A 24,375-nucleotide genomic window follows, 5' to 3' on the forward strand; every position below is an offset into this window, starting at 1 on the left:
CGTCAGTAGCTGCCCGAGGCTCCTCCGCCGGTGAATCCTCCGCCGCCGTTGTAGGACGACCCGGAGGCGCCGGAGCCCCCGCCCCCGGAGTAGAGCGCAGGGTTCGCGATGTACAGGGGCAGCCAGATGGCCGGGTTGGTGATGGCGTCGTCGCCACGATGACCGTAGCGGTAGGAGCGGTAGGCGTTCCGCTGCTGTTCGGTGAGCCGCAGCTGAGGGTCCGCCTGCTCGGCCGCCCGGATCTCCTCGTCGGCTTCCCGACGCCGACGGCGCGAGACCGCGACGACCCATCCGATGATCCCACCGACGACAACCGTGCTGACACCGGCCACCGAGCCGAACAGCACCCAGTCGACGGGTTCGGGCACCGGCTCCCCGCCCTCGGCGTACAGGTAGACCTGGTCGACGGCCTCGATCAGTCCCTCGGCGTACTCCTCGTCGGCGAACGCCGGCTCGAGCACATCGGTGACGACATCCTCCGCATCGCCGTCGGAGAACTGCTCGCGGACGCCGTCGGCTGTCTCGACGCGCAGCTCGCGCTCTCCCGTGTCGGCGAGGATGAGCACGCCGTTGTCGGCCCCGTCGTCGCCCACGCCCCAGGAGGTCGCGACATCGCGGGCGTAGTCCTCGATCGAGCCGTCGGCGTCCTCCACGAGCAGCACGGCCACGCGCGCGGCGTCCGTCGACGCATTGCGCTCGTCGATGAGGGAGCTGATCTCCTGCTCCTCGGCCGGGGTCAGCACCTCGGCCAGATCCAGTACGTTGCCCTGTGCGGGCGGTTCCGGGATCGACGCGGGTTCGCTGTCGCTGCACCCCGTGAGCGCCAGGAGGAGCAGGGCGCCCCCGGCCATCGCTGTCCTGAGTTCCGCTCCAGACCTGATCATCAGTACCCCCGGGTTCGTGAGGGTTCCATTATGACCGGGGCAACGGCTCGGGTCACTGCCCGGGCCAGATGCTAGCTGTTCTTCCCGCGTGCCGCGACCGTCCAGCTGCCCTGGTGGACCCCGGCGCGGACCACCTGCACCTCGTCCACGAGATTGGGCGTCAGGCAGACATGATTCGGCACCACCCGCAGCCGGGTACCCAGCGGAGGCAGGGGTGCTCCGGAGGGCCACTCCACGGTGGCGTGATGCTCCGAGAGTGCGCTGATCCGCGCCTCCGGATGATCCAGGAGCCGGCCGTACCCCGTCGCCCACGCCGCACGATCGCTCCCGAGGATCTTGCTGCCGGCGTCGAGGATCAGGCGCCCGGGGGCGCCTGCGACACGTCGACGGCTCACGACCGTGGACTCGACGGTCAAGGCGATGTCCTCCGGTCGGCAGCGGCCCAGTTCCCACTGCTGCGCATCACCGAAGACATAGACGCCCGGGCGCAGCTCCGTCAGGGTGTCGCCGGAGGACAGCAGGGCCGACGGCGTCGACCCGCCACTGATCTCCAGCTCGCCGAAACCCGCTCCTCCGAGCGCTGTGACTGCCGCGCTCAGAGCTGCCTGCTCGTCGTCTACGGCCGGGGCCGCCTGCCCCGGCCCGTAGCTGTGACCGGGAAAGGTGAACACGCCGGTGACGGTCAGTCCCGCCGCACGTGCTGCCTCGGCGACCGCCACGGCGTCCTCGGGCAGCACCCCGCTTCGGTGGTGACCGCTGTCCACCTCGACGCGGACCGCGATCCGCGTCGCGTCCTCGCCGAGGGTACGAGCCAGCTGCCCGGCACTCTCCGTGGAGTCGACACCGATGGTGAGCCGTGCCCGGTCGGCTACGGCGGTCAGGCGATGCGCCGCTGCCTGCCCGACCCAGAGGGGGTAGGCGATGAACAGGTCACGCATACCGGCGTCCGCGAAGACCTCGGCCTCGCCGATCGTCGCGACCGTAAGGCCGACCGCGCCGGCCGCGAGCTGCAGCCGGGCGATCTCGGCGATCTTGTGCGTCTTGGCATGGGGGCGCAACTGCAGCCCGCGCTCCCGTGCGACCTGCGCCATGCTCGCGATGTTGTGCTCCAGCACGTCGGCATCGATCACCACGCACGGCGTCGGCACGATCGTGGCTCCGGGGCTCATACCGCAGGCCTCATGTTCCGGCGCCCGGACGAGGACGCTGTCGTCATGGCTAGGAGCTGACCAGACCGTCAGGGGTGATCCCACCGGTGCACGCGGCGCCCGGCTCGCGGGTCTGCTCGCCCTGCACGTACTTGTCGAGGAACGCCGGCAGCCGTGGATCGTCGGCGGAGTCGACCGTCAGCTGCAGGCCCCAGGCACTTGCGGCGATCGGCGCCTCGAGGCCGTCATAGGGGCTGAGCAGCACGTAGGACCGCGACCCCACGAGATCGGTGAGCGCGTCGATCTCCGCCTGGTCGAGATCCGGCTGGTAGGTGATCCAGACGGCACCGTGCTCCAGGGAGTGGACGGAGTTCTCGTTCGGGATCTCCTCGGTGTAGATGCCGCAGTTGGTCCAGATGGGACTGTGGTCCCCGCCCACGGGGGGGGACTGCTCGTAGTCCACAGGACCGTCCACGTGGTCGAAGGCCACGTCGTCGAACGTCTGGACGCCTTCGATTGGCTGCGCCGCCGCTGCCTCGCGGTCGTTGTTGACGCGCACCTGCTGCACGATCACGAGTGTCACGGCGATGATGATCACCAGGATCACGGCTCCGATGCCACCGAAGATCAGTGCGTTGCGCTTGCGCTCACCGGCACGCTGCTGGGCCTGGACGGCGGCCAGGCGTGCCTGGCGGTCCTTGTTCTCCTGCGACCGCTTCTTGTTCAACGGGGTGTCCTCCGGTAGTGGGTTGGCTGCGACTCGTGCCGCGGCCGGGATACGAACGGGTTGACGCCGGAAACAAATGTACCGGGGCGATCAGGGGCTTCCCGAACAGGCCCTCGCCCGTCCGGGGTGGAACGGGAGCGTTCGTCGCGCAGCTCATCCTGCCGTTCACAGGTCATCGAGCATGCCCTGCATGAGAGTGATCTCCGCCCGCTGGCCCGTCTGGATCTTCAGCGCGAGGTCACGCACCTGATCGGTCTCGGCCAGTTCGGCACCGGCTTCGGCCATGTCCACCCCTGCCATGTGATGCACGATCATGAGGTCCAGGAAGAGCCGTGCGGCGTCGTCGCCGGTGGCGTTCCTCAGCTCCTCGAGCTGCGCTTCGGAGGCCATGCCGGGCATGCGTCCGTCGGGCAGGAGCATGGACCCGCTCCCGGAGCCCGTACCGGTGTCCATGCTCATTCCCGCGTGATCGCCGGAGGCGTCCGTCATCCAGTCCATGCGCGGCTGGGAACTGCTCTGGGAAAGTCCCCACTCCTCGAGCCACGCGTACATCTGCCCGGCCTGCTGCTGCTGGGTAGTGACGATGTCGTAGGCGACCGTCCGGAGCATCTCGTCGTCGACCTCGTCCCGCACGATCATCGACATCTCCACCGCCTGGTTGTGGTGCGCCTGCATGTCCCGCGCGAACCCGGCATCGGCGCTGGTGCCGTCCGGATAGGAGGGCGCAGCAGTGACGCGACCGGCACTGAAGGCCAGCGCGAAGAGGGCGACGACGGCGAGCCCTGCCAGGACCAGGAGGGTCCGCTTCTGCCAGCCGGTGAGCGAGAGGGTCATTGATGTCCTTGGATCGGTGACGTGCCGATGCCAACGTACGGCATCCGGCTGGATGTTTCCCCGGAGGGAAATCCACGGTAACGTGGAGTTATATACCCCCCAAGGGTATCGCGAACGAGTTGCAGGGAGCCACTTCCATGACCGCCACGTACGGCACCGCACAGGAAGCCACCGAACACGGCACAGGAGATACCACCGAAACGACGGACGCTGCGGTGCGCGGCTACACCGCGGACAAGGACGCCTATCTCAAGCGGCTCAGCCGGATCGAGGGTCAGGTGCGCGGGGTCGCCCGCATGGTCGAGGAGGACAAGTACTGCATCGACGTCCTCACCCAGGTCGCTGCGATCAACAAGGCTCTCCACGCCGTGTCCCTGGGACTGCTCGAGGAACACATCTCCCACTGCGTCGTCGGCGCCGCACAGGAATCAGAAGCCTCCGGTGACGCGACCGTCGTCCAGGAGAAGGTCCAGGAAGCATCGGCCGCCATCGGCCGGCTACTGCGCTGAAACAGCCATCCACCCGTCCCCGCACCAGAAGGATGAACACATGACCACCACCACGATCAACATCACCGGAATGACGTGCGGCCACTGCGTGAGCGCCGTGAAGAGCGAGCTCTCCGAGCTCCAGGGTGTCGGGTCGGTCGACGTCGACCTCGTGACGGGTGGTGCCTCCACCGCCACGATCTCCTCCGAGGGCCCCCTCGATCCCGCCGCCATCGACGACGCCGTCGCCGAGGCCGGCTACACCGTGGTACCCGCTGGATCCTGACATGGCCACACAGCAGCTTCCCGCGCAGGACGCGGCCCAGGACCAGCGCATCGTCGAACTCTCCATCCAGGGGATGACGTGCGCTTCCTGCGTGGGGCGCGTGGAACGCAAGCTCGGCAAACTCGACGGCGTCGAGGCCAGCGTCAATCTGCCGCTCGAGAACGCCGTCGTGCGTGTTCCGGCAACCGTCAGCGACCAGCAGCTCATCGATACCGTGGAGGCCACCGGCTACGGTGCGCACATCGTCGACCCGGCCCAGGAGGACGGCGGGAGCGCCGAGCCTGCGCCGTCGCTCCTCGGCGCGCGCCTGATCCTCGCAGCCGTCCTGTCCGTGCCGGTGCTGCTGATCTCCATGGTGCCCGGCCTGCAGTTCCCCGACTGGGGCTGGGCGGTCTTCGGTCTGTCCCTGCCGGTGGTGACGTGGTCGGCGTGGCCGTTCCACCGTGCCGCAGCGATCAATGCGCGCCATCTGTCCTCCACCATGGACACGCTGGTCTCCATCGGCGTCGGTGCGGCCTTCCTCTTCTCCTCCTGGCAGCTCTTCACCGACCCGACGATGACGCGGTCGGGTATGGGCATGAGCGATCATTCGCTCTACTTCGAAGTGGCCGCCGTCGTCGTGACGTTCCTCCTCCTCGGCCGCTACCTCGAGGCAGCGGCGAAACAGCGGGCGGGCAACGCGCTCGCGTCCCTCCTGAGCCTCGGCGCGAAGGAGGCCCGGGTGCTCCGGACCGTGGACGGCGAGCGCGTCGAGGTCACCCTGCCCGCCGCCACGCTCATTCCCGGGGACGAGTTCGTGGTGCGTCCGGGCGAGAAGATCGCCACAGACGGCGTGGTGATCGACGGTCACAGCGCCGTCGACACGGCCCTCCTGACCGGTGAGAGCGTGCCCGTCGAGGTCGGCCCGGACAACGCCGTCACGGGCGCGACCATCAACACGTCCGGCAGGATCGTGGTGCGGGCGACGCGCGTAGGCGCGGACACCGTGCTGTCCCAGCTGGGCCGCCTCGTCGGTCAGGCGCAGAGCGGCAAGGCGCGGATCGCGCGTCTGGCGGACCGCATCAGCGCGGTCTTCGTCCCCGTGGTCCTCGTCATCGCCGTCGTCACCTTCGGGCTCTGGCTCGTTCTCGCCGGTGATCTCGATGCTGCGTTCACGGCGTCCGTCACCGTGCTCGTCATCGCCTGTCCGTGCGCGCTCGGGCTGGCGACGCCCACCGCACTGCTGACCGGCACCGGCCGTGGCGCGCAACTGGGCATCCTCATCCGTGGCCCCCAGGTTCTCGAGGACACCCGGACCGTGGACACGATCGTGCTGGACAAGACCGGCACGATCACCACGGGGATCATGGCGGTGAACGACGTCGTCGCCCTCCCCGGCGTGTCCGAGCTGGAGCTCATCCGGGCAGCAGGAGCAGTGGAGGCAGCGAGTGAGCACCCGATCGCGCAGGCCATCGCGGACCGGGCTGCGCGTGGGGACCGACTGTCCGAAGCACTCGATTTCTCGAGTGCACCCGGTGGAGGCGTGCGGGGCAGCGTCGACGGCGTGGGCGTGACCGTGGGCCGCGCCGACTGGCTCGAGCGCAACGGCATCAGCCCCTCCATCGAGCAGTCTGCGGCCTTCAGCGCCGCGGAGGACGCCGGGACGACGGCGGTCTGGGTTGCGCTGGACGACACGGTGGCCGGTTTCATCACGCTGTCCGACACCATCAAGGACAGCTCGAGTGCTGCGATAGGGCGCCTGCGCGCCCTCGGGCTGCGTCCCGTCCTGCTCACGGGCGACAACCTGGCGGTGGCACTCCAGGTCGCCGCCTCGGTGGGTATCGACGCCGGTGACGTCCATGCGGGCGTCTCGCCGGAGGGCAAGGTGGATGTGGTCCGCGAACTCCAGGCCTCGGGCGCCACCGTCGCCATGGCGGGGGACGGCGTCAACGACGCCGCGGCCCTGGCGCAGGCCGATCTCGGCATCGCCATGGGTTCGGGAACCGACGTCGCCATCGAGGCGGCCGACCTCACCGTGATGGGCAGCAGCCTGGCGCAGGTGGCCCAGGCCATCGAACTGGCCAGACGCACGCTGGGCACCATCAAAAGCAATCTGTTCTGGGCGTTCTTCTACAACGCCATCGGCATCCCGGTCGCGGCCCTCGGTCTGCTCAACCCGATGCTGGCCGGCGCGGCCATGGCGGCGAGTTCTGTGCTCGTCGTGCTCAACTCCCTGAGACTGCGGAGGTTCGGCAGAAGCGAGTGAGGCAGGAGCGGATGCAGCGCCGGTACGGGGCCGGGGCTAGGGTTGACCGGAACCAGTCAGGCGCGCAGCATGCACAGGGCGCTGCCCCGACCACCGCGAAGGAGCAGCCAGCCATGCCCGACGAGAACGAACTTGCCCGGGAATCCGTGCAGCATCCCGTCGTCGCGGCGCTCCAGGACATGGTGCTCGACAGCAGTGACGTCGAGGAGTTCCTGACAGGCCTCGCCGAAGTCTCCGCACGAGTCTTCCCGCGAACCTACGGTGACGTGTTCTGCGGCGTTACGCTGCTGCGCCCACGGTCCATGATCACCGTGGCGAGCAGTGGGGCCCGGGCGCGTCAGGTCGACGAGATCCAGTACGGCTTCGACGACGGGCCCTGCCTCCGCGCAGCACGGGAGGGTTATACCGTCCATGTGCGGGATTTCCTGACCGAGACGCGTTTCCCCGAGTACCGCCGCGCCGTCGCGTCCTTCGGCGTCCGCTCCGCCCTGGGAATCCCCATCCGCCTCGACGACGGGGTGAGCGCGGGTCTCGACTTCTACTCCACGGAGCCGAACGCTTTCGACGACGAAGGCGTTGCCGCTGCCGAGAACATCGCCCAGAATGCCTCCCGCAGCCTACGCCTCGCTGTCCGGATCGGACGGCTCACCGATGACGCCAGGAACCTCGAAGCCGCCCTGTCGTCCCGGACCACCATCGACAGGGCCGTCGGCGTGATCATGGCGCAGAATCGCTGCAGTCAGGCCGAGGCGATCGGTATCCTGCGCCGGGCATCGACATCGCGCAATATCAAGCTGCGTGACGTTGCAGCCGGGGTGCTGGCCTCCCTGGATCAGGTGGATGTGACGGACACCCACTTCGAGCGCTGACGCACGGGATCTCCCGTTCGGTGCTTCGCTGTTTCTTCGGAGTTCCTGTGGCCCTGGCTCGGCTGCCGTGCGGGTCGGACGGTGCACAGTTGTAGCGGCGGAGTCGTCCCCGGAGTCGATCGTGGGGAGGACGTGCTCCGCTGCGCATCTGCCGGCTCGAGGAAATGGTTCCACCGTGACACGCACATCCCGCATCCCGCTCGGGTCCACCTCCGGCAAGATTCTCGCATCGGTGGCCCTCCTCGGCGTCGCAGCGACCGTTGCGGGCCTGGGTACATACGGTTCGTTCACCTCGACCACCTCGGCCGGCCAGTCCGTCACCGCCGGCAGGGTCGCCGTCCAGCTGGGTGCAGCAGGAACGGCTGCGAACCGCTTGAACGTCGCCGCCACGGCCTTCGTCCCGGGCGACACCATGCAGCGCGTCGCAACCATCTCCAACACCGGCAACCAGAACTTCGGCGGCGTCAGCCTGACCACCACGGTGGTCGGCACACCTTCCAGACTCACCACGGACACCGTCAACGGTCTCCAGCTCACCGTCGACGCCTGCAGTGTCCCCTGGACCGAGGCCGGTACTGCGCCGGCCTACACGTACACCTGCCGGGGATCCGTCACGAGCGTCCTGCCGAGCCGTCCGATCATCGGTGCCGACGTGCCGCTGTCGGGTCTTGCCTCCTTCACCCCGGGCAGAACCGACAATCTGCGCTTCACGGCGACACTTCCGGCCGCCGCTGACAACAGCTTCCAGAAGCTGACGAGTACCGCGAACTTCGCCTTCACGGCCACGCAGCGCGCGGCGACGAACCGCTGACCCCACCACCGGAGGGCCCTGGCAGGTGCCGTCACGGTCGGGGTAGGGGCTCCACGGGGTTGGCCTGATCGAATGCCTCACGGGCCACCGGGTCGCCGTCAGTGGCGCGCAGCTCGTCGACCCGCACCACCACCACGCCGACCACGATCAGCACGCCGCCGAGCAGCTGCACGACACCGGGCAGCTCGCCGAGGATGAGCCAGGCAGCGAGGACGGCGAACAGCACCTCGGTCAGCGCCACGAAACTCGCCACTTTCGAGCCCAGGCGCTGGGCCGCCAGGATCCCGGTCACATAGGCCGCGACGGTGGCGACCAGGACCAGCACCGCCACGGGGACGAGCCAGCTGTAGGTGGACCCGGCCAGTGTCACGTCGGCCGACACGAAGCGCAGCGGCATGATGTTCGTCAGGCCCAGCACACCGATGGTCAGCGCTGCCACGACCATGCCTCCGCCCGCCATGACCAGCGGGGGCAGGGAGTCGTCCACTCGCGCCGACATCAGGAAGAACACCATGAGGCAGACCGCGGCGGCCAGACCGAACAGGACTCCCACAGGATCGATGCGGGCGTCCCCGGCCAGATCCAGGACGAGCAGCAGTCCGAGGATCGCCGTCACCGAGCCGAGGATGGTGGGGATCGTCGGAGGCTTCCGCGAGCGCGCCCAGAGGAAGCCGACGATCAGCACGGGGGCGAGGTACTCCAGCAGCAGGGAGACGCCCACGGACATGCGGGCCACGGCATTGAAGTAGAACAGCTGGCACAGTGCGATCGCCGTCATCCCGTAGACCACGATGGTGAGCCGGTGCTGACGCAGGACGGACCAGCGTCCCCGCAGCGCGATGAGGACAGGGACCAGGAGGACGACGGCGGCACCTCCGATGCGCACCCCCACGGCAGCGCCCGGGCTCCAGCCGATCTCGAGAAGTGACTTGGCGAACGGGCCGGAGACGCCGAAGGTAGCAGCCGAGACGAGAGCTATCCAGATGCCGGCCGTCGGCTGTCGGGTCACGTCCACTCCCTTCGGGTCAGCGTGATGTCATGAGTGAGCGGTAGTTGTGGTCGTGACACTAGGTGTTGATAGTGTCAGGAGTCAACATGACTTTCACCTATGACACCGAGGTCGCTCTCTCCACCGCCGCCGCGCTCGTCAACACCGGGAGAAGCGTCACGGATGCGCTGGCGACGATGGATGGGCTGGACACCTTCCTCGAGCAGCAGCGCTTCTCCGGGTCGCGGACCCGGACGGAGGAAGAACTGCAGGCCGTACGCGCCCTGCGGACAGAGCTCGAGTCGCTCTGGTTCGCGGAGGAGGACGACGTCGTCGGGCGCGTGAACCGGATCCTGCGCAGGACCAGCGCACTCCCCCAGCTGGTCCGCCACGACGATTGGGACTGGCATCTCCATGCCACGGCACCCGAGGCGCCGCTGGCGGACCGCATGGCAACGGAGGCGGCGATGGCCCTCGCCGATGTGGTCCGTGCGCACGAACTCGACCGTCTGGGGGTCTGTGCCGCGGCGGACTGCGACGGCGTGGTGCTCGATCTCAGCCGGAACCGGTCGCGGCGCTTCTGCGACACGGGGAACTGCGCCAACCGTACCCACGTCAAGGCCTACCGGGCGCGGCGGGCCGGTACCTGATTCCGCGCGGTACCGATCGGCGGCTGCGGACCCGGGTACAGCTAGGGCCGCTCGTCGTTCCCCTCCGTCGTCTCGTTCCCCTCCATCGTCTCGTTCCCCTCCATCGTCGGGTCCGCGACGGAGGGGACGGATTCCACCCCGTCTCCCGCGAAACCGTCCTCCGAGTACCCGCCGTCCGCCATCCCCGGCTGCACCGGGCCCGGTCCGTCGAAGGAGATGGACAGGGAGGAACGATAGGCGGACGAAGGCGCCCCTGGGTCCATGACCCCGGGCCGTACGCCGAACGATTCGTCGAAGTCCTCGGGACCACCACCGCCGGACAGCGGACCATTGCTGCCGAGCAGGCTCCGTGTCAGGGATGCACTGTCCGCCATCAGCTCGTCCACGGCCGCCACCAGGTGCGCGTCGGACGCCGGTACGCCCTCGAGTGCGGCCGCGAGTACTGCACGCCGGACGAGCTCCCGCGCGAAGGACGCCGTCGTGCCCTCGGAGCGGCCCGCGGCGGTTCCGAGCCCGTCCGCAGTGAAGGGCAGCCCGTGTGCGTAGAGTCGCAGCAGCGCGGCCCGCTCGTGCTCGGCCGGCAGCGGAACCTCGATCGCCAGGTCCACCCGCCCCGGCCGCTGGGCGAGAGCACGCTCCAGCATGTCGACGCGATTGGTGGTGAGGACGAACGTGACGTCCGCGTCGGCGTCGAGGCCGTCCATCGCATCGAGCACCTCGAACAGCAGGGGTTGCGGACCGTGCCCGAAGCTGCGGTCCTCGGCGATCAGATCGCAGTCCTCGAGGACCACGATCGACGGCTGCAGGGCGCGCGCCGTCCTCGCCGCCTCACCCACGTGGGCGAGCGTGCCGCCCGAGAGCAGTATCGCCGTCGTGCCCTCGCTCGCGCTGAGGAGGTAGCGAACGGTATGGGTCTTGCCGGTTCCCGGAGGACCGTACAGGAGGACACCGCGCTTGAGGTGCTGCCCGGCCGCCATGAGCGCATCGCGGTGGGCAGCGATCCCGAGTACGTGCTCCCGGACCCGCCCCAGCAGACCCTCGGGGAGGATGACGTCCTCGTCCGTGATGGCGGGCCGCTCATGGAAGGTGATGCCCGCCGCGCTCGAGCCGAAGCTGTCCGTGGTGAAGGAGAGCACCTGACCCTTGAGCACACTCTCACCGTGCATGCGACGCCGGAACTCGGCGAGGAATGCAGCTGTCACCGTCGGCTCTGCGCCCAGCACCTCGAGCGAGGCCGTCTCCCGACCGTACCGCGGCTCGGCGTTGCGCTGCAGCAGCGCCAGCGATGCGCCGTCGAACTCGAAGAGCCGGAGTCCGAGGGCAACGGTCTGGCGCTGCTCGGCGGGACCGACGGGGAGATTGACGTAGTCCGGCTGTGACAGCGGGAAGTTCGGGTACAGCGCGGACTGCTGGAGGATGTCGCTCAGCGACATGTGGTGGCGCTGGTCCCCGCCGCCGATACCGACCAGCCGAGCATCGGTGCCGACGAGGTCCGTGAGGACGATGTCCGCGTCGACGAAGCGGTGCGGGGCCACCTGCTCGACGACGGCGGCGACGCCGTCTGCCGGGGTGCCCAGGTGTGCGCTGATGGTGTCGAGGAGCTCCCTCCCGTTCGCCGACGAGGGCAGCGCCTCCAGTGCCAGGCGCACCAGCGCAGTGAAGTCCCGCATGAAACGCGTCACGTCTTCGGTCATGAGGGGAGGGTAGCAGTCGTCTGCCGTGCCTTCACCGGTAGGGGTGCCATCGGTACCGGATCCGGGGGCTTTGCTGCCCTCACCGGCGTGTCGTGCCGCGACATGCCGGGCCGAACCGCCCGACGTCGTCCGAAGCCCCGCGATCTCGCACCCGTCAGCCGCGCACACGGCCCCCGCGCCCTCGAGCGCACTGGCTTCGGGCCGTCAGCCGTCCTGCTTCGGCAGGCGCTCACCGTAGCGCGGTGATTCCTCGGCCTCCGGTTCGGCCGGCCGGACGGTGCCCTCGGGCTTGACCTGGACGTCCGGCCGCGCCGACGACCGGTTGACGCCGGATCCCTGGCTGAGATGCTCCGCGTTGGGGGTCTCAGCCATCATCAGCATGGCGCAGACGACGAGCGAGACGATGAATGCTATCCCGGCTGCGGTCAAACCGAGATCCACGCGCAGCACCTGCGCATTGCCCCCGGTGGCGAAAATGGCCGTCGCGACTCCCGCGACCGCCGCGAGCACGGCGGAGAACACCAGGGGAGCCTTGATGCCATGACGGAATCGTCCCTGGGTGGGCTTCGGCGGTCGGCGGTCGGCCACGGGCACTCCTTCCGGTGACGGCAATGTTCTACACGTTGTAGAGCCTCTAGTTTACGGTGTCGGGCTCGCTGCGGGCGCCCTGATCCTCGGATGCGCTCACGGCTGAATCGTGCCGGTAGCTCAGAGCCGCGATGCCGAGCACGACGGCGCTCAGCAGTGCTCCGCCGCCGCTGACACCCAGCAGGGCCTGCGGACCGAGGTCCTCCACGAACGGCAGGATCAACCCGGTGGCCAGGCCGATGACGCCGACGAGGACGAAGTCGCGTGCTGCGGGGTGTCGCCGGTCACCGAGGCCACGGATCAGTTCGGCAATTCCCGCGACGAAGAGGGCCACGGAGCCGGCGAGCGCGAAGCTGCGGTCGTCCGCGAACACCAGACTCACGACACCTGCCCCGAGGAGCAGGCCTCCACCGATTCTCGTCAGCGCCGTGGTCAGCGGCAGACCCGCCGACACCTGGTGCGTCCACAGGTAGCCGGCCCCGCCGATCAGCAGGTACAGGCCACCTGCCACGCTCACCACGAGCGTGGAGGGCTCGCGCCAGAAGACCGTGAGGAGCCCGAAGACCGCGCTGAGTACGGCGCGCGCCAGCAACGGCCTCCAGACCCGCAGGCCGGCCGTACCGGAGCCCGGGACGAGGGGGGCAGTAGCCATGGGGAAGGGGTCCTTCTGGAACGGCGGCGGTGGCCGGAGTTCCCGGCACGATCAGTGTAGGACGGATGGCCCCGGTGCTGATGCCCTGTCGGAGTGACCTCGAGCGCGACCCCGGATCGCTACAGCTCCGTCAGGAACCTTGCGCCGCCGTCTCGCGCGAGGCTCCGGTCACCATCCACCGATCGTCCCTGATCCGCCAGCCCAGCGTCACCGCCCTCGCCAGCATGTAGCCGATGCCGAAGGCGATCCACAGCCAGACGATACCCTCGCCGCCGGACAGGCCCGCCCGGTCCACGAGGACCAGCAACGGCAGGTAGAGCAGAAGATTGACGACGCCGGCAAGCGCCAGATATCGCGCGTCCCCGGCGCCTATCAGCACGCCGTCGAGCACGAAGACGAAGCCGGACACCGGCTGCGCGGCGGCGAGGACCCACAATCCGGCGGCGAACGCTGCCTGCACCGAGGCGTCGGTCGTGAAGATCCAGCCGAGGAAGGGGGCCGCAAGGGCGAGTAGTACCCCGGTGATGACCCCGAACCCGATCCCCCACATGATCATGCGCCGCGTGAGCGCCCCGGCCAGCACGCGATTCCCGGATCCCAGTTCCTTGCCGATCAGGGCCTGCGCCGCGATGGCGAGGGCATCGAGCGCGAACGCCAGGAAGGTGAAGACCGTCATGACCAGCTGGTGGGAGGCGAGACTGAGGGCTCCCTGTGCCGTGGCCACGAAGACCGTGGCCAGGACGGCCACGCGCAGGGACACGGTACGCAGCATGAGCCATGACCCCACCCGGGCGGTGCTCCGGATCCCGCGCAGGGTCGGCCTGAGGGAGATCCCCTCGCGCCGCGAGGACCGCACGACGATGACGAGATACACCCCGGCCATGCCCCACTGCGTGAGACTGGTCCCCAGCGCGGACCCGGCCACCGACATCCCCGCCACGTAGACCAGCAGGTAGTTGAGGCCGATGTTGATCCCGAACCCCGTCCCTGCCACGACGAGAGGAGTTCGCGTGTCCTGCAGGCCGCGAAGCATGCCGGTTGCAGCGAGAACCACGAGCATGGCGGTGAGCCCGGGCATGGACCAGCGGAGGTAGTCGACAGCGAACGCGTGCACTGCTGAATCGGCGCCCAGGAGTGAGGCGAGGACAGGTGCTCCCAGCCATCCCGCGGTGGACAGGAGGAGACCGAGGACGACGGCGAGGCCCACGCCGTCGCGCCCAGCCGCGAGCGCGTCGGGAAGGCGTCCGGCGCCGAGCAGGCGTGCGACGGCGGGGGTGGTCGAGTAGGCGAGGAAGACCATGAGCCCGACGATCGTCTGGAGCACGGTGGACGCCAGGCCGACGCCGGCCAGTTCGGCGACGCCCAGGTGCCCGACGATCGCGGAATCCGCGAGCAGGAACAGCGGTTCGGCGATGAGGGTACCCAGGGCGGGCACGGCGAGCCGCAGGATACTGCGGCTGAGCCGGCGATTGCCGGGCAGTCTCTCGGGCATCCGACCAGCCTACGGGTGACGGCGGGAAGGCCTAAGCTGGAGTCGGGCCATATGCACGAACACTCCACCGACTGATGACCATCAGGGGAACCATGAAACTCGGCGTCAAACAGTATCTCGCTGGGCTCGTCCTGTTGTTCATCAGCACCCTCTTCCTCCCCGAGGCCGTCTCGGATTTCGCGCGGGCCGAGTCGACGGGAACGCCTGTCCCCTCGACGGCGCTACCGTTCCTCCTCATCGGGCTCGCCATCGTCCTCGCGGCGGCCGCGTGCATCGGCTGGGGATACTGGCTGGTCCGCAGCCATCGGGATCCACGTGCACTCACCCGGGAGGACGACCCGGACGAGCCCCTGTTGCGCCCAGGTTACGGCCCGGCGCCCAGCGCCCAGGAATCGTGGCGGAACCATCCGCTGCGGCGTCCCGATGGCAGCGACGGACGCCCCTGACCCATCCTGATCGGCTCTCGTGAGCGATTGCCGGATCTCCGGGGAGATTCGTCCGGATGTGCGGGGCAGACCGAAGGGCGAGTGCCGGGTCCCGTTCGGAATCAACTGCCCACCCTGGGTGAGCGCTAGTCGAAGTGTGTTGTCGCAGGTCCCTGGCCGAGCGATTCCAGCACCGACGCCGCGATGTCGCGCACCTTGAGGTTCCTCGCGCTCGAGGCCGCCTTGAGGATGGACATCGCCTCGTCCTGGGAGCAGCGATTCTGCCCCATGATCACTCCGACGGCGAGATCGATCGTGGTCCGGCTCTCCATCGCGGCCCGCAGATCGGCGCTCGAATCGGTCAGTCTGGCGATGCGCATCGCAAGTCTGAGCGATACCGAGACCTCCTCGGCGAAGCGCCGTGCCGCCGCGATGGCGTCCTCGCTGAAGGCATCGGCCAGCGGCGAGTAGAAGTTCAGTGCCGCCCTCGCCCCCCCCTCGAGCGGGATCGGGACGCCGAGGGCCGAGATGATGCCGTGCCCGGCGATGGCACGGCTGTACTCAGGGAAGCGCTCCTCCTGCCGGAAGTCGCAGACGTAGTGGATGGTTCCCTCGCGTGCTGCGCGAAGGCAGGGTCCGTCGTCGAACTCGTACTGGACCTCGTCCATCTTCTGCGCCAGTTCACCGTTGCTCGCAACGGTCGTCTTCGTGCGGGCCCGCAACAGCGTGACACCGCACATGACCTCGTCCGCCTCGGCGGACAGGCGGTGACCGGCAACGATGACCAGCTTCGTCAGGAACTCCTCGACGTCCGCGCTGTCGAGTACCAGATCCTGTACCTGGCCCGATGCAACCGGACCCAACTCGTTCTCATGATCAAGCAATCGGTGAACCTTTGCGTCAATCCCGGCCGGCCGGTGGGCCGGGCCGGGAAAGGATTGCCGCCCGCTGCTGAACGACGTAGAGAACACTACCCAATGGAACGGTCACGTGGCGCCGCTACCGGAATCCGGTCGGCGATCCAGACCTCCCCTGCCCGGCGTCCTCTGCCGCCTGCCGCACCATCTCTGCTCGCGGACGCCGGGTCCGGTGCTGTCGAGCAGGCCGAGGCGCGCGTGGTTCCCCCGGTAGACGGCGGTGCGCACGTACCCACCCGGATCCGCGGGGACGGACGAGCTGACACCGGCACATGCCGGCGAGTGCGTGGACAACGACGCGGGCTACGTTCTGGCCCTGCCGGCAGCACCGGGGAAATCGGTCTGCGCCGTGCCCTCGGGGCCACTCGCCGCTGCGGGGATCATGATGCCCCGGCTGCTTCCAGGGAAGCCAGCTCCGCGGTGAGGTTCAGGCGGGCCTGCTCGGCCCAGCGGTCCTGCGCTGCCTTCGTGCTGAACAGCGGGTCGAGAGCGAGGAGTCGGCGGAGCACCGCGGCACGGCCGAGTACGAATTCCTCATCCGGAATATGCGCGTACTCCCGCCGCACGGCTGTCCGGTAACGCTCGTACTCGGGTGGTGTACCGCCCAGGACGGACAGGTCGGCATCGCACAGGAGCTGGCCGGACCGATCCTCCGGCGCCGGGTCATGCGATCGGGTCAGCAGGATCAGGCGTTCGACCTCGGCGGTCGCATCCGCGCCGAGACGGGCTTGCAGCCGGTCCCGGGCGAGCTCGGCGGACGCACGTTCGTCGTCGCCGGCGACCCCCCGGTAGACGGCGTCATGGAACCATGCCGCGAGAAGAATTTGATCGCGGGCTGCGTCATCGTCGTCAGTCAGCAACCCGTCCAGTGCTTCCAGGACGGCCAGCAGATGGGTCCGGGTGTGATAGCTGCGATCCGGTTCGTCCCACCGGTCCAGCAGCTCGTGTCCGAGTGCGGGGGAGTCGGGCACGAGCGCATTCCACCGGGAGACCAGGGCGCTACGCAGCTTCGCCGGTCGACGTCGAGCCGGGACGCGCAGGCCGCTCGCGAGGAGCGCCCGCACCAGGGATGCGCCATCGACCTCCTGGGCGCCCCGCTCCACGAGGTCGTCATAGCGCTGCGCCGGCACGTCGTAGTGGTCCTGATCGAAGGCGCGGCGCGGGAGACCCGCTGCTTCCGCGAAAGCGTGGAGTTCTGCCAACGACGAGGTCGAGACGAGGTGTGAGAAGACCGTCCCGTGAGCGGGCCAGGAGGGCGGATCGATGAGGACTGCCATGGTGAGCAGTGTAGGGTTCCGCGGCTGGGACCCTGTACGGGAACCGCTACTGGTAGGTCACGAGCCAGGGCTTCGGCTCGACGACCGTGTAGGTCTGCTCAGGCGTGAGTGTGGGCTTGTCCTCGTCGTAGAAGTTCTTCCAGGACGGCCAGATCCCCTCCGGCATGTAGTCCTGCAGCACCGACCAGGTATTCAGTTTCTCCTCCGGTGTCCCGTGCCCGTCGGCATGGAGCGTGAAGGCCAGCTCGCTGCGGGAGGTATCGAGATTCTCACGTCCCGAGATCATGTCCACCCGGAACTGGTGGACCATCATGACCTTCTGCGGAAGAGCATTGTCGCGGGTGAGATCGGCCAGCCAGGCCGATACCGTGTTGATCTCCTCCGCGTCGACCGTTCCGATCTGCTGGAGCGGCAGCTGGCCCGGTGCGAGCCTCCATTCGGGGTCGAGTGCAAGACCTACCGTGGGACGCTTCAGTAGTTCCTCGTAGCGCTTCGCCTGGGAGAGGAAGTCGGTACGGCCGGACTGGAGGTCCAGCACCACGTAGACCCCCGCGTCCTCGGCGGCGTCGACCCACGGCAGCAGATCCTCGATCGCCGTTTCACTGGAGTAGTCGCCGTCGGCTCCGGCGTCCGCGCTGGCGACCGTGGCGATCAGGTCGATCGCCGGCACCACGGGTTCGTCGCTGAACGGCTGGTACTGGGCGGCGAGTTCCTTGACACGCACCATGGCAGCCTCGCTGTCCTGCTCTCCCAGCGCACCGAGGTAGGGTCCGTCCGGGTGCCCGTACAGTGCAACCATGCGTCGGCCCGGGAAGACGGTCTGACCGCCGCCCGGCAGCTCGACCCCCGAGGCAGCCACCTCGATATGAGCCGCGAAATCGGCCTCGTCGCCGAAGTCCTCGCCGATCGCGTAGACCGCTGAGTCCGGGTGTTCCGCGACCGCCTCGACCGACGCCGACGTCGCTCGCGGATCACCGTCGGCGAGAATGCGTACATCGGCGCCCGCCGCGCGTGCGGTCGCCAGCGAGGCAGGGTCCGATGCAGCTGTCGCGAGGACCAGCGCCGCGGCGTCCTGAGCGGGCGAACCGAACTCGGGCAGCTCATCGGTCGTGGCCTGCTCCACCAGATCCGCTGCAGCAGGCGTCGATCCTGCCGGGGCCGATACAGCCGGGACGGGTTCAGCGGACGGTCCGGGCTGGGTCGTCTCCGGCTGCGGCGATTCCGGCGGGGCCGTCTCCAGCAGTTCGAGTTCACCGCTCTCCAGCGCAGTCACGGCCGAGACGAGATCGGAGGTCTCGACCTCGACCGGCACAGCGTTGAGACCCATCACCGATGAGAACCCCTCGATGGCGATGGGGCCGGCAAGCAGCTCGCGCGACTGCGTCAGTGCCGGCCAGTCCGCAGCGGGATCGCCGTAGCCGATGACGGTCTCGACGCCGAGTCTGTCCAGTTCCGCCGTCACATCGCTGACTCCGGCCCCGTCGGCACCGATCACCAGCAGTGGCACCTCCAGCCCTACCGCCGCACTCGCGGCCGGTCCGAATCCCGGCTCAGGTGGCACGGCGTCGACTCCTGTGCCCTCGGAGAGCACCACGGCCACCGGACTGCTCTCGTAGAGCGCGCGGCTCATTGCCAGAGAGGCCTGCGCGGCCGAGCCCGCGAAGACCTTTCGCTGCGAGGCGTCTGCCTCCGACAGGATGACGGCGGAACCGGATTGCTCGTCGGTTTCGGCAGCATCCGGTGCAGGAGGCTCCGACGCAGTGCATCCGGTCACCGAGAGGAGACCGATCAGGGTGAGACCGGTAAGCGTCCGGCTGGTGCGGGAGGGGATGATCATCGCCTGCTTTCGTGAAGGGTGTTCTTCCCCGAGCGTAGCGGTGTTGCCGCTCGCAGGTGCCGACCGGCCGCGCCGCGCCGATGGTCTGGAGCTGACTCGACGGGAATGAAAAGCTCGTGTATGCGGTTGCACAAAAGAACCTAAGCATGCTTAGGTTTAGAGATACGTTCCGATCGAGATGTCATTTCTTTCATCGGGATCATGATCGAGCGTCCGTTTGATCGGCAATGTCAACGTTAGGGATAATTATGACTACGCAGAATTGGCCGCAGGACCCCCTGGTCCCTTCGACCACCGGAAACGAGTCGTCCACCGCGGATCTCGGGACGCCGCACCTGGATACCGGCGATACCGGTACCGGAGCCGGCACCTCGAGCTCCGACTCGAAGAAGGACGCCGCGAAGGGCGAGGCGAAGAAGGTCGGCGAGGACGGCAAGCACGCAGCCAAGAACGTCGCGGACACAGCCACGACCGAGGCCAAGAGCGTCGCGGCCGAGGCCACCGATCAGGCGAAGGATCTGTTCAGCACCGTCAGTTCCGAGGTCAAGAGCCAGGCCGGGGCGCAGCAGGAGAAGATCACGGAGGGAATTCGTGGTGTCTCCGACGAACTGAAGTCCATGGCCGAGGGTTCGGACAACCCCACCGTGTCGAACCTCGTACGCCAGGCCTCCCAGCGCACCGATTCGGTGGCGAGCTGGCTCGAAGGAAGCGATGCATCGGATCTCCTCGAGGACGTCAAGTCCTATGCACGTCGCAAGCCGGGAATGTTCCTCCTTCTCGCGGGCGGTGCCGGAGTCCTCGTGGGTCGGTTGACCCGTGGCGTGACGGGTAATCGTGACTCGCACAAGAGTTCCCGCTCGGAGCAGAGCGGAAGATCCCGATCGACGGCCGACGCCTCCCGGACGTCCGAGTACGCGGGATACACCGAGGTGGACTCCGAGGCATACAGTGGCACTCCCGCCACCGCCGGAGTCGGCGGCACCATGCAGAACAGCTCGGTCGAGTCGAACCCCGCCTTCGTCGACCCCGCCGATGACTACCCGACCATCCCGCCGGGAACCCCGCCCGTGGGTATCCGCCCGAATGACGGAGGTCTGCGCTGATGACGGAGACAACCAGCGGTGCCCATCAGGCAACCGCTCCCTCGAGCAGCAGTGCGGACGGGGGGTCCGATCGATCGCTCGGTGAACTGCTGAGCGAAGTGACGAAGGACCTCTCGACGCTCATGCAGCAGGAGGTCGCTCTGGCGAAGGCCGAGGCGACCGAATCGGCGAAGAATGCAGGGAAGGGTGCCGGGATGTTCGCCGGCGCCGCCGTGGGCGGTCACTTCCTCCTCCTCTTCCTCTCCCTCGCGGCCATGTGGGGCCTCGGAGAACTCATGGCGCTGGGCTGGGCTGCCCTGATCGTCGCCGTGGTCTGGGGCATCATCGCTGCTGTGCTCGCACTCACGGGCCGGAAGGAAATGAAGAAGGTCAAGGGTCTGCCGCAGACAGCGGAGACCGTCAAGGAAATCCCGCCGACACTGAAACCAGGTGAGACACGATGAGCCAGTCCCCGGATGAGATCCGTGCAGAGATCGAACGTACCCGCCAGGAGCTCGGGGCGGATGTGGACGAGATGGCGGACAGGGTGAATCCCTCCAATATCGCGCACCGCCAGACCGAGAAGGTGAAGAACAGCTTCAGCAACGTGAAGGAGACCATCATGGGCAAGGCTGAGGACGTCAAGGACTCCGTGATCGGCAAGGCCGAGGACGTCAGGGACTCCGCGGCCGGCAAGGCCGAGGACGTCAAGGACTCGGTCAAGGACCGGGCCGGACAGACCAGGGACAGGATGAGTAGCGGACGCGCGAACTCCGCATCCACTTCCGACTCCGCCAAGGCCAAGACGGCCGGGAATCCCTTTGCCGCCGGCCTGATCGCCTTCGGTGCCGGTCTCCTCGTGGCCTCACTCATCCCGGCGAGCGAGAAGGAGCAGGAACTGGCCTCGCAGCTCAAGGACCAGGCAGCTCCGCTGAAGGACACACTGACCGATGCGGCCAAGCAGGTCGGGGAGGAAGTCAAGGAACCGGCCCAGGAAGCCGTCCAGTCCGTGAAGGAATCCGCCACCGAGTCGGCCAAGACCGTTAAGGACGAGGGACAGCAGGCCGCCGGCGACGTGAAGGGCAGCGCCCAGGAGTCGACCTCCCGCGTGCAGCAGAAGAGCTGAGCGCGTCCGTCCGCCCCGGCTTCGGCAGTGAATACTAAGCGTGCTTTCAATTCACTGCCGAGTATGCCTACTCTAGAGGCCGGTGGTTCTCAGGACTCGAGGTCCTCGCGGAATCAGAAACCGGCAGTTCCACACCCTGACAGATATTCAGAAGGAGAAGGAAATGATCAACCAGCAAAATATCGACACCCTGCTCAGCAACGGCGGCGACGTCCTCGGATCCGACGGGGACAAGATCGGTTCCGTCGGCCAGATCTACCTCGACGATCAGACCGGAGACCCGAGCTGGGTCACCGCGAAGACCGGTCTCTTCGGTACCTCGGAGTCGTTCGTTCCCCTGCAGGGGGCGAATGTGGAGGGCAACGACGTGCGTGTTCCCTACACCAAGGCTCAGGTCAAGGACGCCCCGCGGGTCGAGTCCGACGGCAACCTCAGCCCCGAGGAAGAAGACCGCCTGTACCGCCACTACGAGATCGGTGGCGTCACGAGTGGTCGTACCGACACGACGGGAGTCGTCGACGACAACCGCACCGACAGGACGACCACGGGTCTTGTCGACAATGATCGCGACCGGACCACCGACACGGGTCGTGGAACCGTAGGTCGCGACACCTCGGGCCCCACGACCGACGATGCGATGACGCGCTCGGAGGAGCAGCTTCGCGTCGGCACCGAGCGTGCGGAGACCGGACGTGCACGTATGCGCAAGTACGTCGTCACCGAGAACGTCAGCACGACGGTGCCGGTGAGCCACGAGGAAGCCAGGGTCGTCCGGGAGCCCATCACCGACGCCAATCGCGGCGACGCAGTCGATGGTCCGGGGATCAGCGAGGAGGAGCACGAAGTCACGCTCCACGGCGAGCGCGCCGTCGCCGACAAGGAGACCGTTCCCGTGGAACGGGTCCGCCTCGACAAGGAGACCGTCACCACCAACGAGACGGTCAGTGACGATGTCCGCAAGGAGAAGATCGAGGTCGACGGTGTCGACGAGACCCGTTCGGGCAAGAACGACAACCGCTAAGTAGCCGCAGGACAGCGGAGGGCCCGGGGCGTTGCTCCGGGCCCTCCTTCATTGGCGGACCCCGGTCACGGAGTCCGATCGGCTCGTGCGCAGGCCCATCAGGGTGTCGTCGAGAACGGACGACCAACCGGACGCGTCCTTCCCCGGAACCGAGGGGCCATGCGGAAGACGCGCCGGGTGCGTGACGCATCACAAAGAGGTAAGGACACCGAACATCGTGCCGGAGTTGAATGATTGGTCGACCAGCCGCCTACTGACCACCGCGGCCCGCATCGTGGAGCACTCATGGAACGAAAAGCTCCTGAGCATCGGCGTCACGCATGCGGGACTCACCACACTGGTGGTCCTTGAGCGTGAGGGCACCGTGACCGGCGTACGGCTGGCGCAGCTCGTCCATGTGCAGGCCCAGACAGTGGGGCGGACGCTCGACCGGCTCGAGAAGCGAGGCTTCGTCACCCGCCTGCGGAACAGCGCTGACCGGCGGAGTCAACGCATCACCATCACCCCGGCCGGCAGGGAGGCCATCGAGCGCGCGAAGAACATCGAGCACGACCTCATGGCGGACGACGGCCTCGCCTCGCAGGAACTCCGCGATTCTCTTGCCACTGTCATCAACGAACTCGGACCGAAGAAGGACTAGTACCCGCCGGTGTCGGCCGCCATGTTGTTGAACCGGGAGTAATGCCCCTGGAAGCCGACGACGATCGTCTTGGTCGGTCCGTTGCGATGTTTGGCCACGATGACGTCGGCCTCGCCGGCCCGTGCGGACTCCTTGTCGTAGACGTCATCTCGGTGGAGCAGGATCACCATGTCGGCGTCCTGCTCGATCGAGCCGGACTCGCGGAGATCCGAGACCTGCGGGCGCTTGTCCGTCCGCTGCTCGGAGCCACGATTGAGCTGCGAGAGTGCGACGACGGGCACGTCGAGTTCCTTGGCCAGCAGCTTCAGTGCCCGCGAGAACTCCGACACCTCCTGCTGACGGGACTCGACACGTTTGCCCGAGGACATCAGCTGCAGGTAGTCGAGGACGACGAGCTTCAGGTCGTGTCTCTGCTTGAGGCGCCTGCACTTGGCCCGGATCTCCATCAGTGACATGTTGGGGCTGTCGTCGATGAACAGTGGCGCGTCATTCATCCGACCCATCGTGGTTGCGATCTTGCCCCACTGCTCGTCCTTGATGGTTCCCTTGCGGAGATCCTGCAGGCCGATCGTGGCCTCCGCCGACAACAGCCGCATCGCGATCTCGTTCCGGCCCATCTCGAGCGAGAAGAAGACCGTTGCCAGATTGTGCTTGATGGCGGCGGAGCGTGCCCAGTCCAGCGCGAACGTCGACTTGCCCATGGCTGGTCGTGCCGCGACGACGATCATCTGTCCACCGTGCAGGCCCTGGGTCAGTTCGTCGAGCTCATAGAAGCCGGTGGGCACCCCCGTCATGCCCTCCCCGCGGTGGCCTGCGGACTCGATCTCGTCGACCGTGCCCTCGATGATGTCCTTCAGTGCTACGTAATCCTCGGCCGTGCGCCGCTCGGCAACGGCGTACACCTCCGCCTGCGCGGCGTTGACCAGATCGTCGACCTCGCCGTCGTTCGAGTAGCCGAGCTGCACGATCTTCGTTCCGGCGTCGACCAACCGGCGCAGGACCGCCCTCTCGCGTACGATCTCGGCGTAGAAGCCGGCGTTCGCCGCAGTGGGCACCGATTGGATGAGCGTGTGGAGATACGCCGGGCCGCCGATGCGGGAGATCTCCCCGCGCTTGGTCAGTTCGTCCGAGACCGTGACCGCGTCCGCGGGCTCTCCGCGCCCGTAGAGATCGATGATGGCCTCGTAGATGCTCTCGTGCGACGGGCGATAGAAATCGAGCCCCCTGAGGACCTCGACACAGTCGGCGATGGCGTCCTTCGACAGCATCATCCCGCCGAGCACCGATTGCTCCGCGACGAGATCCTGGGGCGGTGTGCGGGAGAACTCCGGGGACCGAGTGTCCGTTGCTGAGTCTGCAGATGCCAGGGACACTGAAGGGCCTTTCTCGTGCTGGGGGTGACGGTATTGCTGGGACTGTGTGCTGCGGACGGTATCCACCGGGATGACTGCCCCACGGGCTTGTTTCCGATGGACCCGGTCCTATCACCCCTCACCCTCACTATCGGGAGTCTTCGGCAACCGTAGACCCTCCTGGGGATGGACCGAAACGCTGGACCAACAGGGGGTGTGGGTAAGTGTGAATAAGCTGTGGATTCTGCGGCGTGTCTTGTGCACAGGATGGGGACAAGCCTGTGGACAATAAATACTTTTGCTTGTGGAATACGGTCTGACATGGGGAAACTTCATGCAGGC

The 24,375-nt window shown here is 67.7% G+C and carries 25 protein-coding genes; 12 read left to right on the top strand and 13 right to left on the bottom strand.

Annotated features, from left to right (window positions below; all coding sequences use genetic code 11):
• Window positions 1–2 precede the first annotated feature (2 nt).
• The 4 genes from E8P82_RS01735 to E8P82_RS01750 form a co-directional block, all read right to left on the bottom strand.
• On the bottom strand, window positions 3–884 hold the full coding sequence (locus E8P82_RS01735; RefSeq protein ID WP_136452746.1) for a TPM domain-containing protein: 882 nt from the start codon (window positions 882–884) through the stop codon (window positions 3–5).
• A 71-nt stretch (window positions 885–955) separates the two neighbouring features.
• The gene (locus tag E8P82_RS01740) at window positions 956–2,053 is read right to left on the bottom strand and encodes an alanine racemase (RefSeq protein ID WP_136452747.1); all 1,098 of its coding nucleotides are present in this window, start codon (window positions 2,051–2,053) and stop codon (window positions 956–958) included.
• Window positions 2,054–2,102: 49 nt separating this feature from the next.
• Window positions 2,103–2,759, bottom strand: coding sequence for a thioredoxin-like domain-containing protein (locus E8P82_RS01745; RefSeq protein WP_136452748.1), 657 nt, complete (start codon window positions 2,757–2,759; stop codon window positions 2,103–2,105).
• 165 nt (window positions 2,760–2,924) lie between these two features.
• On the bottom strand, window positions 2,925–3,593 hold the full coding sequence (locus E8P82_RS01750) for a DUF305 domain-containing protein (RefSeq protein ID WP_136452749.1): 669 nt from the start codon (window positions 3,591–3,593) through the stop codon (window positions 2,925–2,927).
• A gap of 137 nt (window positions 3,594–3,730) precedes the next feature.
• Between E8P82_RS01750 and E8P82_RS01755 the strand changes: the two genes are divergently transcribed.
• The 5 genes from E8P82_RS01755 to E8P82_RS01775 all read left to right on the top strand — a co-directional run bounded on the left by E8P82_RS01755 (window position 3,731) and on the right by E8P82_RS01775 (window position 8,292).
• On the top strand, window positions 3,731–4,102 hold the full coding sequence (locus E8P82_RS01755; RefSeq protein WP_136452750.1) for a metal-sensitive transcriptional regulator: 372 nt from the start codon (window positions 3,731–3,733) through the stop codon (window positions 4,100–4,102).
• A gap of 40 nt (window positions 4,103–4,142) precedes the next feature.
• Window positions 4,143–4,367 carry a heavy-metal-associated domain-containing protein gene (locus E8P82_RS01760; RefSeq protein WP_136452751.1) on the top strand — a complete coding sequence of 75 codons (225 nt, stop codon included), beginning with the start codon at window positions 4,143–4,145 and terminating at the stop codon, window positions 4,365–4,367.
• Between the two features lies 1 nt (window position 4,368).
• Entirely contained in the window at window positions 4,369–6,612 is a 2,244-nt protein-coding gene (locus E8P82_RS01765; RefSeq protein ID WP_136452752.1) for a heavy metal translocating P-type ATPase, read from the top strand.
• Window positions 6,613–6,725: 113 nt separating this feature from the next.
• Window positions 6,726–7,481, top strand: a complete 756-nt coding sequence (locus E8P82_RS01770) for a GAF and ANTAR domain-containing protein (RefSeq protein ID WP_136452753.1) — start codon at window positions 6,726–6,728, stop codon at window positions 7,479–7,481.
• 175 nt (window positions 7,482–7,656) lie between these two features.
• Window positions 7,657–8,292, top strand: a complete 636-nt coding sequence (locus tag E8P82_RS01775; RefSeq protein WP_136452754.1) for a M73 family metallopeptidase — start codon at window positions 7,657–7,659, stop codon at window positions 8,290–8,292.
• Between the two features lie 31 nt (window positions 8,293–8,323).
• Here the strand turns inward: E8P82_RS01775 and E8P82_RS01780 are convergent, their stop codons facing one another.
• Window positions 8,324–9,301 carry an EamA family transporter gene (locus E8P82_RS01780; RefSeq protein WP_136452755.1) on the bottom strand — a complete coding sequence of 326 codons (978 nt, stop codon included), beginning with the start codon at window positions 9,299–9,301 and terminating at the stop codon, window positions 8,324–8,326.
• 86 nt (window positions 9,302–9,387) lie between these two features.
• Here E8P82_RS01780 and E8P82_RS01785 point away from each other — a divergent pair, with 86 nt between their 5' ends.
• Complete coding sequence (locus E8P82_RS01785; protein WP_136452756.1) at window positions 9,388–9,930, top strand: CGNR zinc finger domain-containing protein; 543 nt, start codon at window positions 9,388–9,390, stop codon at window positions 9,928–9,930.
• Window positions 9,931–9,971: 41 nt separating this feature from the next.
• Here E8P82_RS01785 and E8P82_RS01790 read toward each other — a convergent pair whose 3' ends face one another.
• The 4 genes from E8P82_RS01790 to E8P82_RS01805 form a co-directional block, all read right to left on the bottom strand.
• Window positions 9,972–11,624: an AAA family ATPase gene (locus E8P82_RS01790; RefSeq protein WP_136452757.1), complete on the bottom strand. Its 1,653-nt coding sequence runs from the start codon at window positions 11,622–11,624 to the stop codon at window positions 9,972–9,974.
• A gap of 204 nt (window positions 11,625–11,828) precedes the next feature.
• A complete protein-coding gene (locus E8P82_RS01795) occupies window positions 11,829–12,212 on the bottom strand; it encodes a hypothetical protein (protein ID WP_342773206.1) in 384 nt (127 codons plus the stop codon).
• A 46-nt stretch (window positions 12,213–12,258) separates the two neighbouring features.
• Window positions 12,259–12,864 (bottom strand): DUF308 domain-containing protein, encoded by a 606-nt coding sequence (locus tag E8P82_RS01800; RefSeq protein ID WP_136452759.1) that lies wholly within the window; start codon window positions 12,862–12,864, stop codon window positions 12,259–12,261.
• Window positions 12,865–12,994: 130 nt separating this feature from the next.
• Window positions 12,995–14,356 carry an MATE family efflux transporter gene (locus tag E8P82_RS01805; protein ID WP_136452760.1) on the bottom strand — a complete coding sequence of 454 codons (1,362 nt, stop codon included), beginning with the start codon at window positions 14,354–14,356 and terminating at the stop codon, window positions 12,995–12,997.
• A gap of 74 nt (window positions 14,357–14,430) precedes the next feature.
• On the opposite strand from E8P82_RS01805, the gene E8P82_RS01810 reads away from it, so the two are divergent.
• Window positions 14,431–14,802 carry a hypothetical protein gene (locus tag E8P82_RS01810; protein WP_136452761.1) on the top strand — a complete coding sequence of 124 codons (372 nt, stop codon included), beginning with the start codon at window positions 14,431–14,433 and terminating at the stop codon, window positions 14,800–14,802.
• A gap of 125 nt (window positions 14,803–14,927) precedes the next feature.
• Here the strand turns inward: E8P82_RS01810 and E8P82_RS01815 are convergent, their stop codons facing one another.
• From E8P82_RS01815 to E8P82_RS01825, 3 genes are all read right to left on the bottom strand, one after another.
• Entirely contained in the window at window positions 14,928–15,665 is a 738-nt protein-coding gene (locus E8P82_RS01815; protein ID WP_136452762.1) for a GAF and ANTAR domain-containing protein, read from the bottom strand.
• 413 nt (window positions 15,666–16,078) lie between these two features.
• Window positions 16,079–16,975, bottom strand: a complete 897-nt coding sequence (locus E8P82_RS01820) for a DUF4031 domain-containing protein (protein WP_136452763.1) — start codon at window positions 16,973–16,975, stop codon at window positions 16,079–16,081.
• A gap of 46 nt (window positions 16,976–17,021) precedes the next feature.
• On the bottom strand, window positions 17,022–18,812 hold the full coding sequence (locus E8P82_RS01825) for a hypothetical protein (RefSeq protein WP_136452764.1): 1,791 nt from the start codon (window positions 18,810–18,812) through the stop codon (window positions 17,022–17,024).
• Window positions 18,813–19,060: 248 nt separating this feature from the next.
• Between E8P82_RS01825 and E8P82_RS01830 the strand changes: the two genes are divergently transcribed.
• The 5 genes from E8P82_RS01830 (at window position 19,061) to E8P82_RS01850 (ending at window position 22,681) form a co-directional block, all read left to right on the top strand.
• Window positions 19,061–19,915, top strand: a complete 855-nt coding sequence (locus E8P82_RS01830) for an ATP synthase subunit B family protein (RefSeq protein ID WP_136452765.1) — start codon at window positions 19,061–19,063, stop codon at window positions 19,913–19,915.
• Window positions 19,915–20,358, top strand: a complete 444-nt coding sequence (locus E8P82_RS01835) for a phage holin family protein (protein ID WP_136452766.1) — start codon at window positions 19,915–19,917, stop codon at window positions 20,356–20,358. The genes E8P82_RS01830 and E8P82_RS01835 overlap by 1 nt, the downstream gene beginning before the upstream one ends.
• Entirely contained in the window at window positions 20,355–21,020 is a 666-nt protein-coding gene (locus tag E8P82_RS01840) for a DUF3618 domain-containing protein (RefSeq protein WP_136452767.1), read from the top strand. The genes E8P82_RS01835 and E8P82_RS01840 overlap by 4 nt, the downstream gene beginning before the upstream one ends.
• 163 nt (window positions 21,021–21,183) lie before the next feature.
• The gene (locus tag E8P82_RS01845; RefSeq protein WP_136452768.1) at window positions 21,184–22,041 is read left to right on the top strand and encodes a DUF2382 domain-containing protein; all 858 of its coding nucleotides are present in this window, start codon (window positions 21,184–21,186) and stop codon (window positions 22,039–22,041) included.
• 217 nt (window positions 22,042–22,258) lie between these two features.
• The gene (locus E8P82_RS01850; protein ID WP_168796466.1) at window positions 22,259–22,681 is read left to right on the top strand and encodes a MarR family winged helix-turn-helix transcriptional regulator; all 423 of its coding nucleotides are present in this window, start codon (window positions 22,259–22,261) and stop codon (window positions 22,679–22,681) included.
• On the opposite strand, the gene dnaB is transcribed toward E8P82_RS01850, so the two are convergent.
• Window positions 22,678–24,054 carry a replicative DNA helicase gene (gene dnaB / locus E8P82_RS01855; protein ID WP_136452770.1) on the bottom strand — a complete coding sequence of 459 codons (1,377 nt, stop codon included), beginning with the start codon at window positions 24,052–24,054 and terminating at the stop codon, window positions 22,678–22,680. The genes E8P82_RS01850 and dnaB overlap by 4 nt on opposite strands.
• Window positions 24,055–24,375: the final 321 nt, after the last annotated feature.

The organism is Arthrobacter echini (genome assembly GCF_004803505.1).
GTDB lineage: Bacteria > Actinomycetota > Actinomycetes > Actinomycetales > Micrococcaceae > Arthrobacter_D > Arthrobacter_D echini.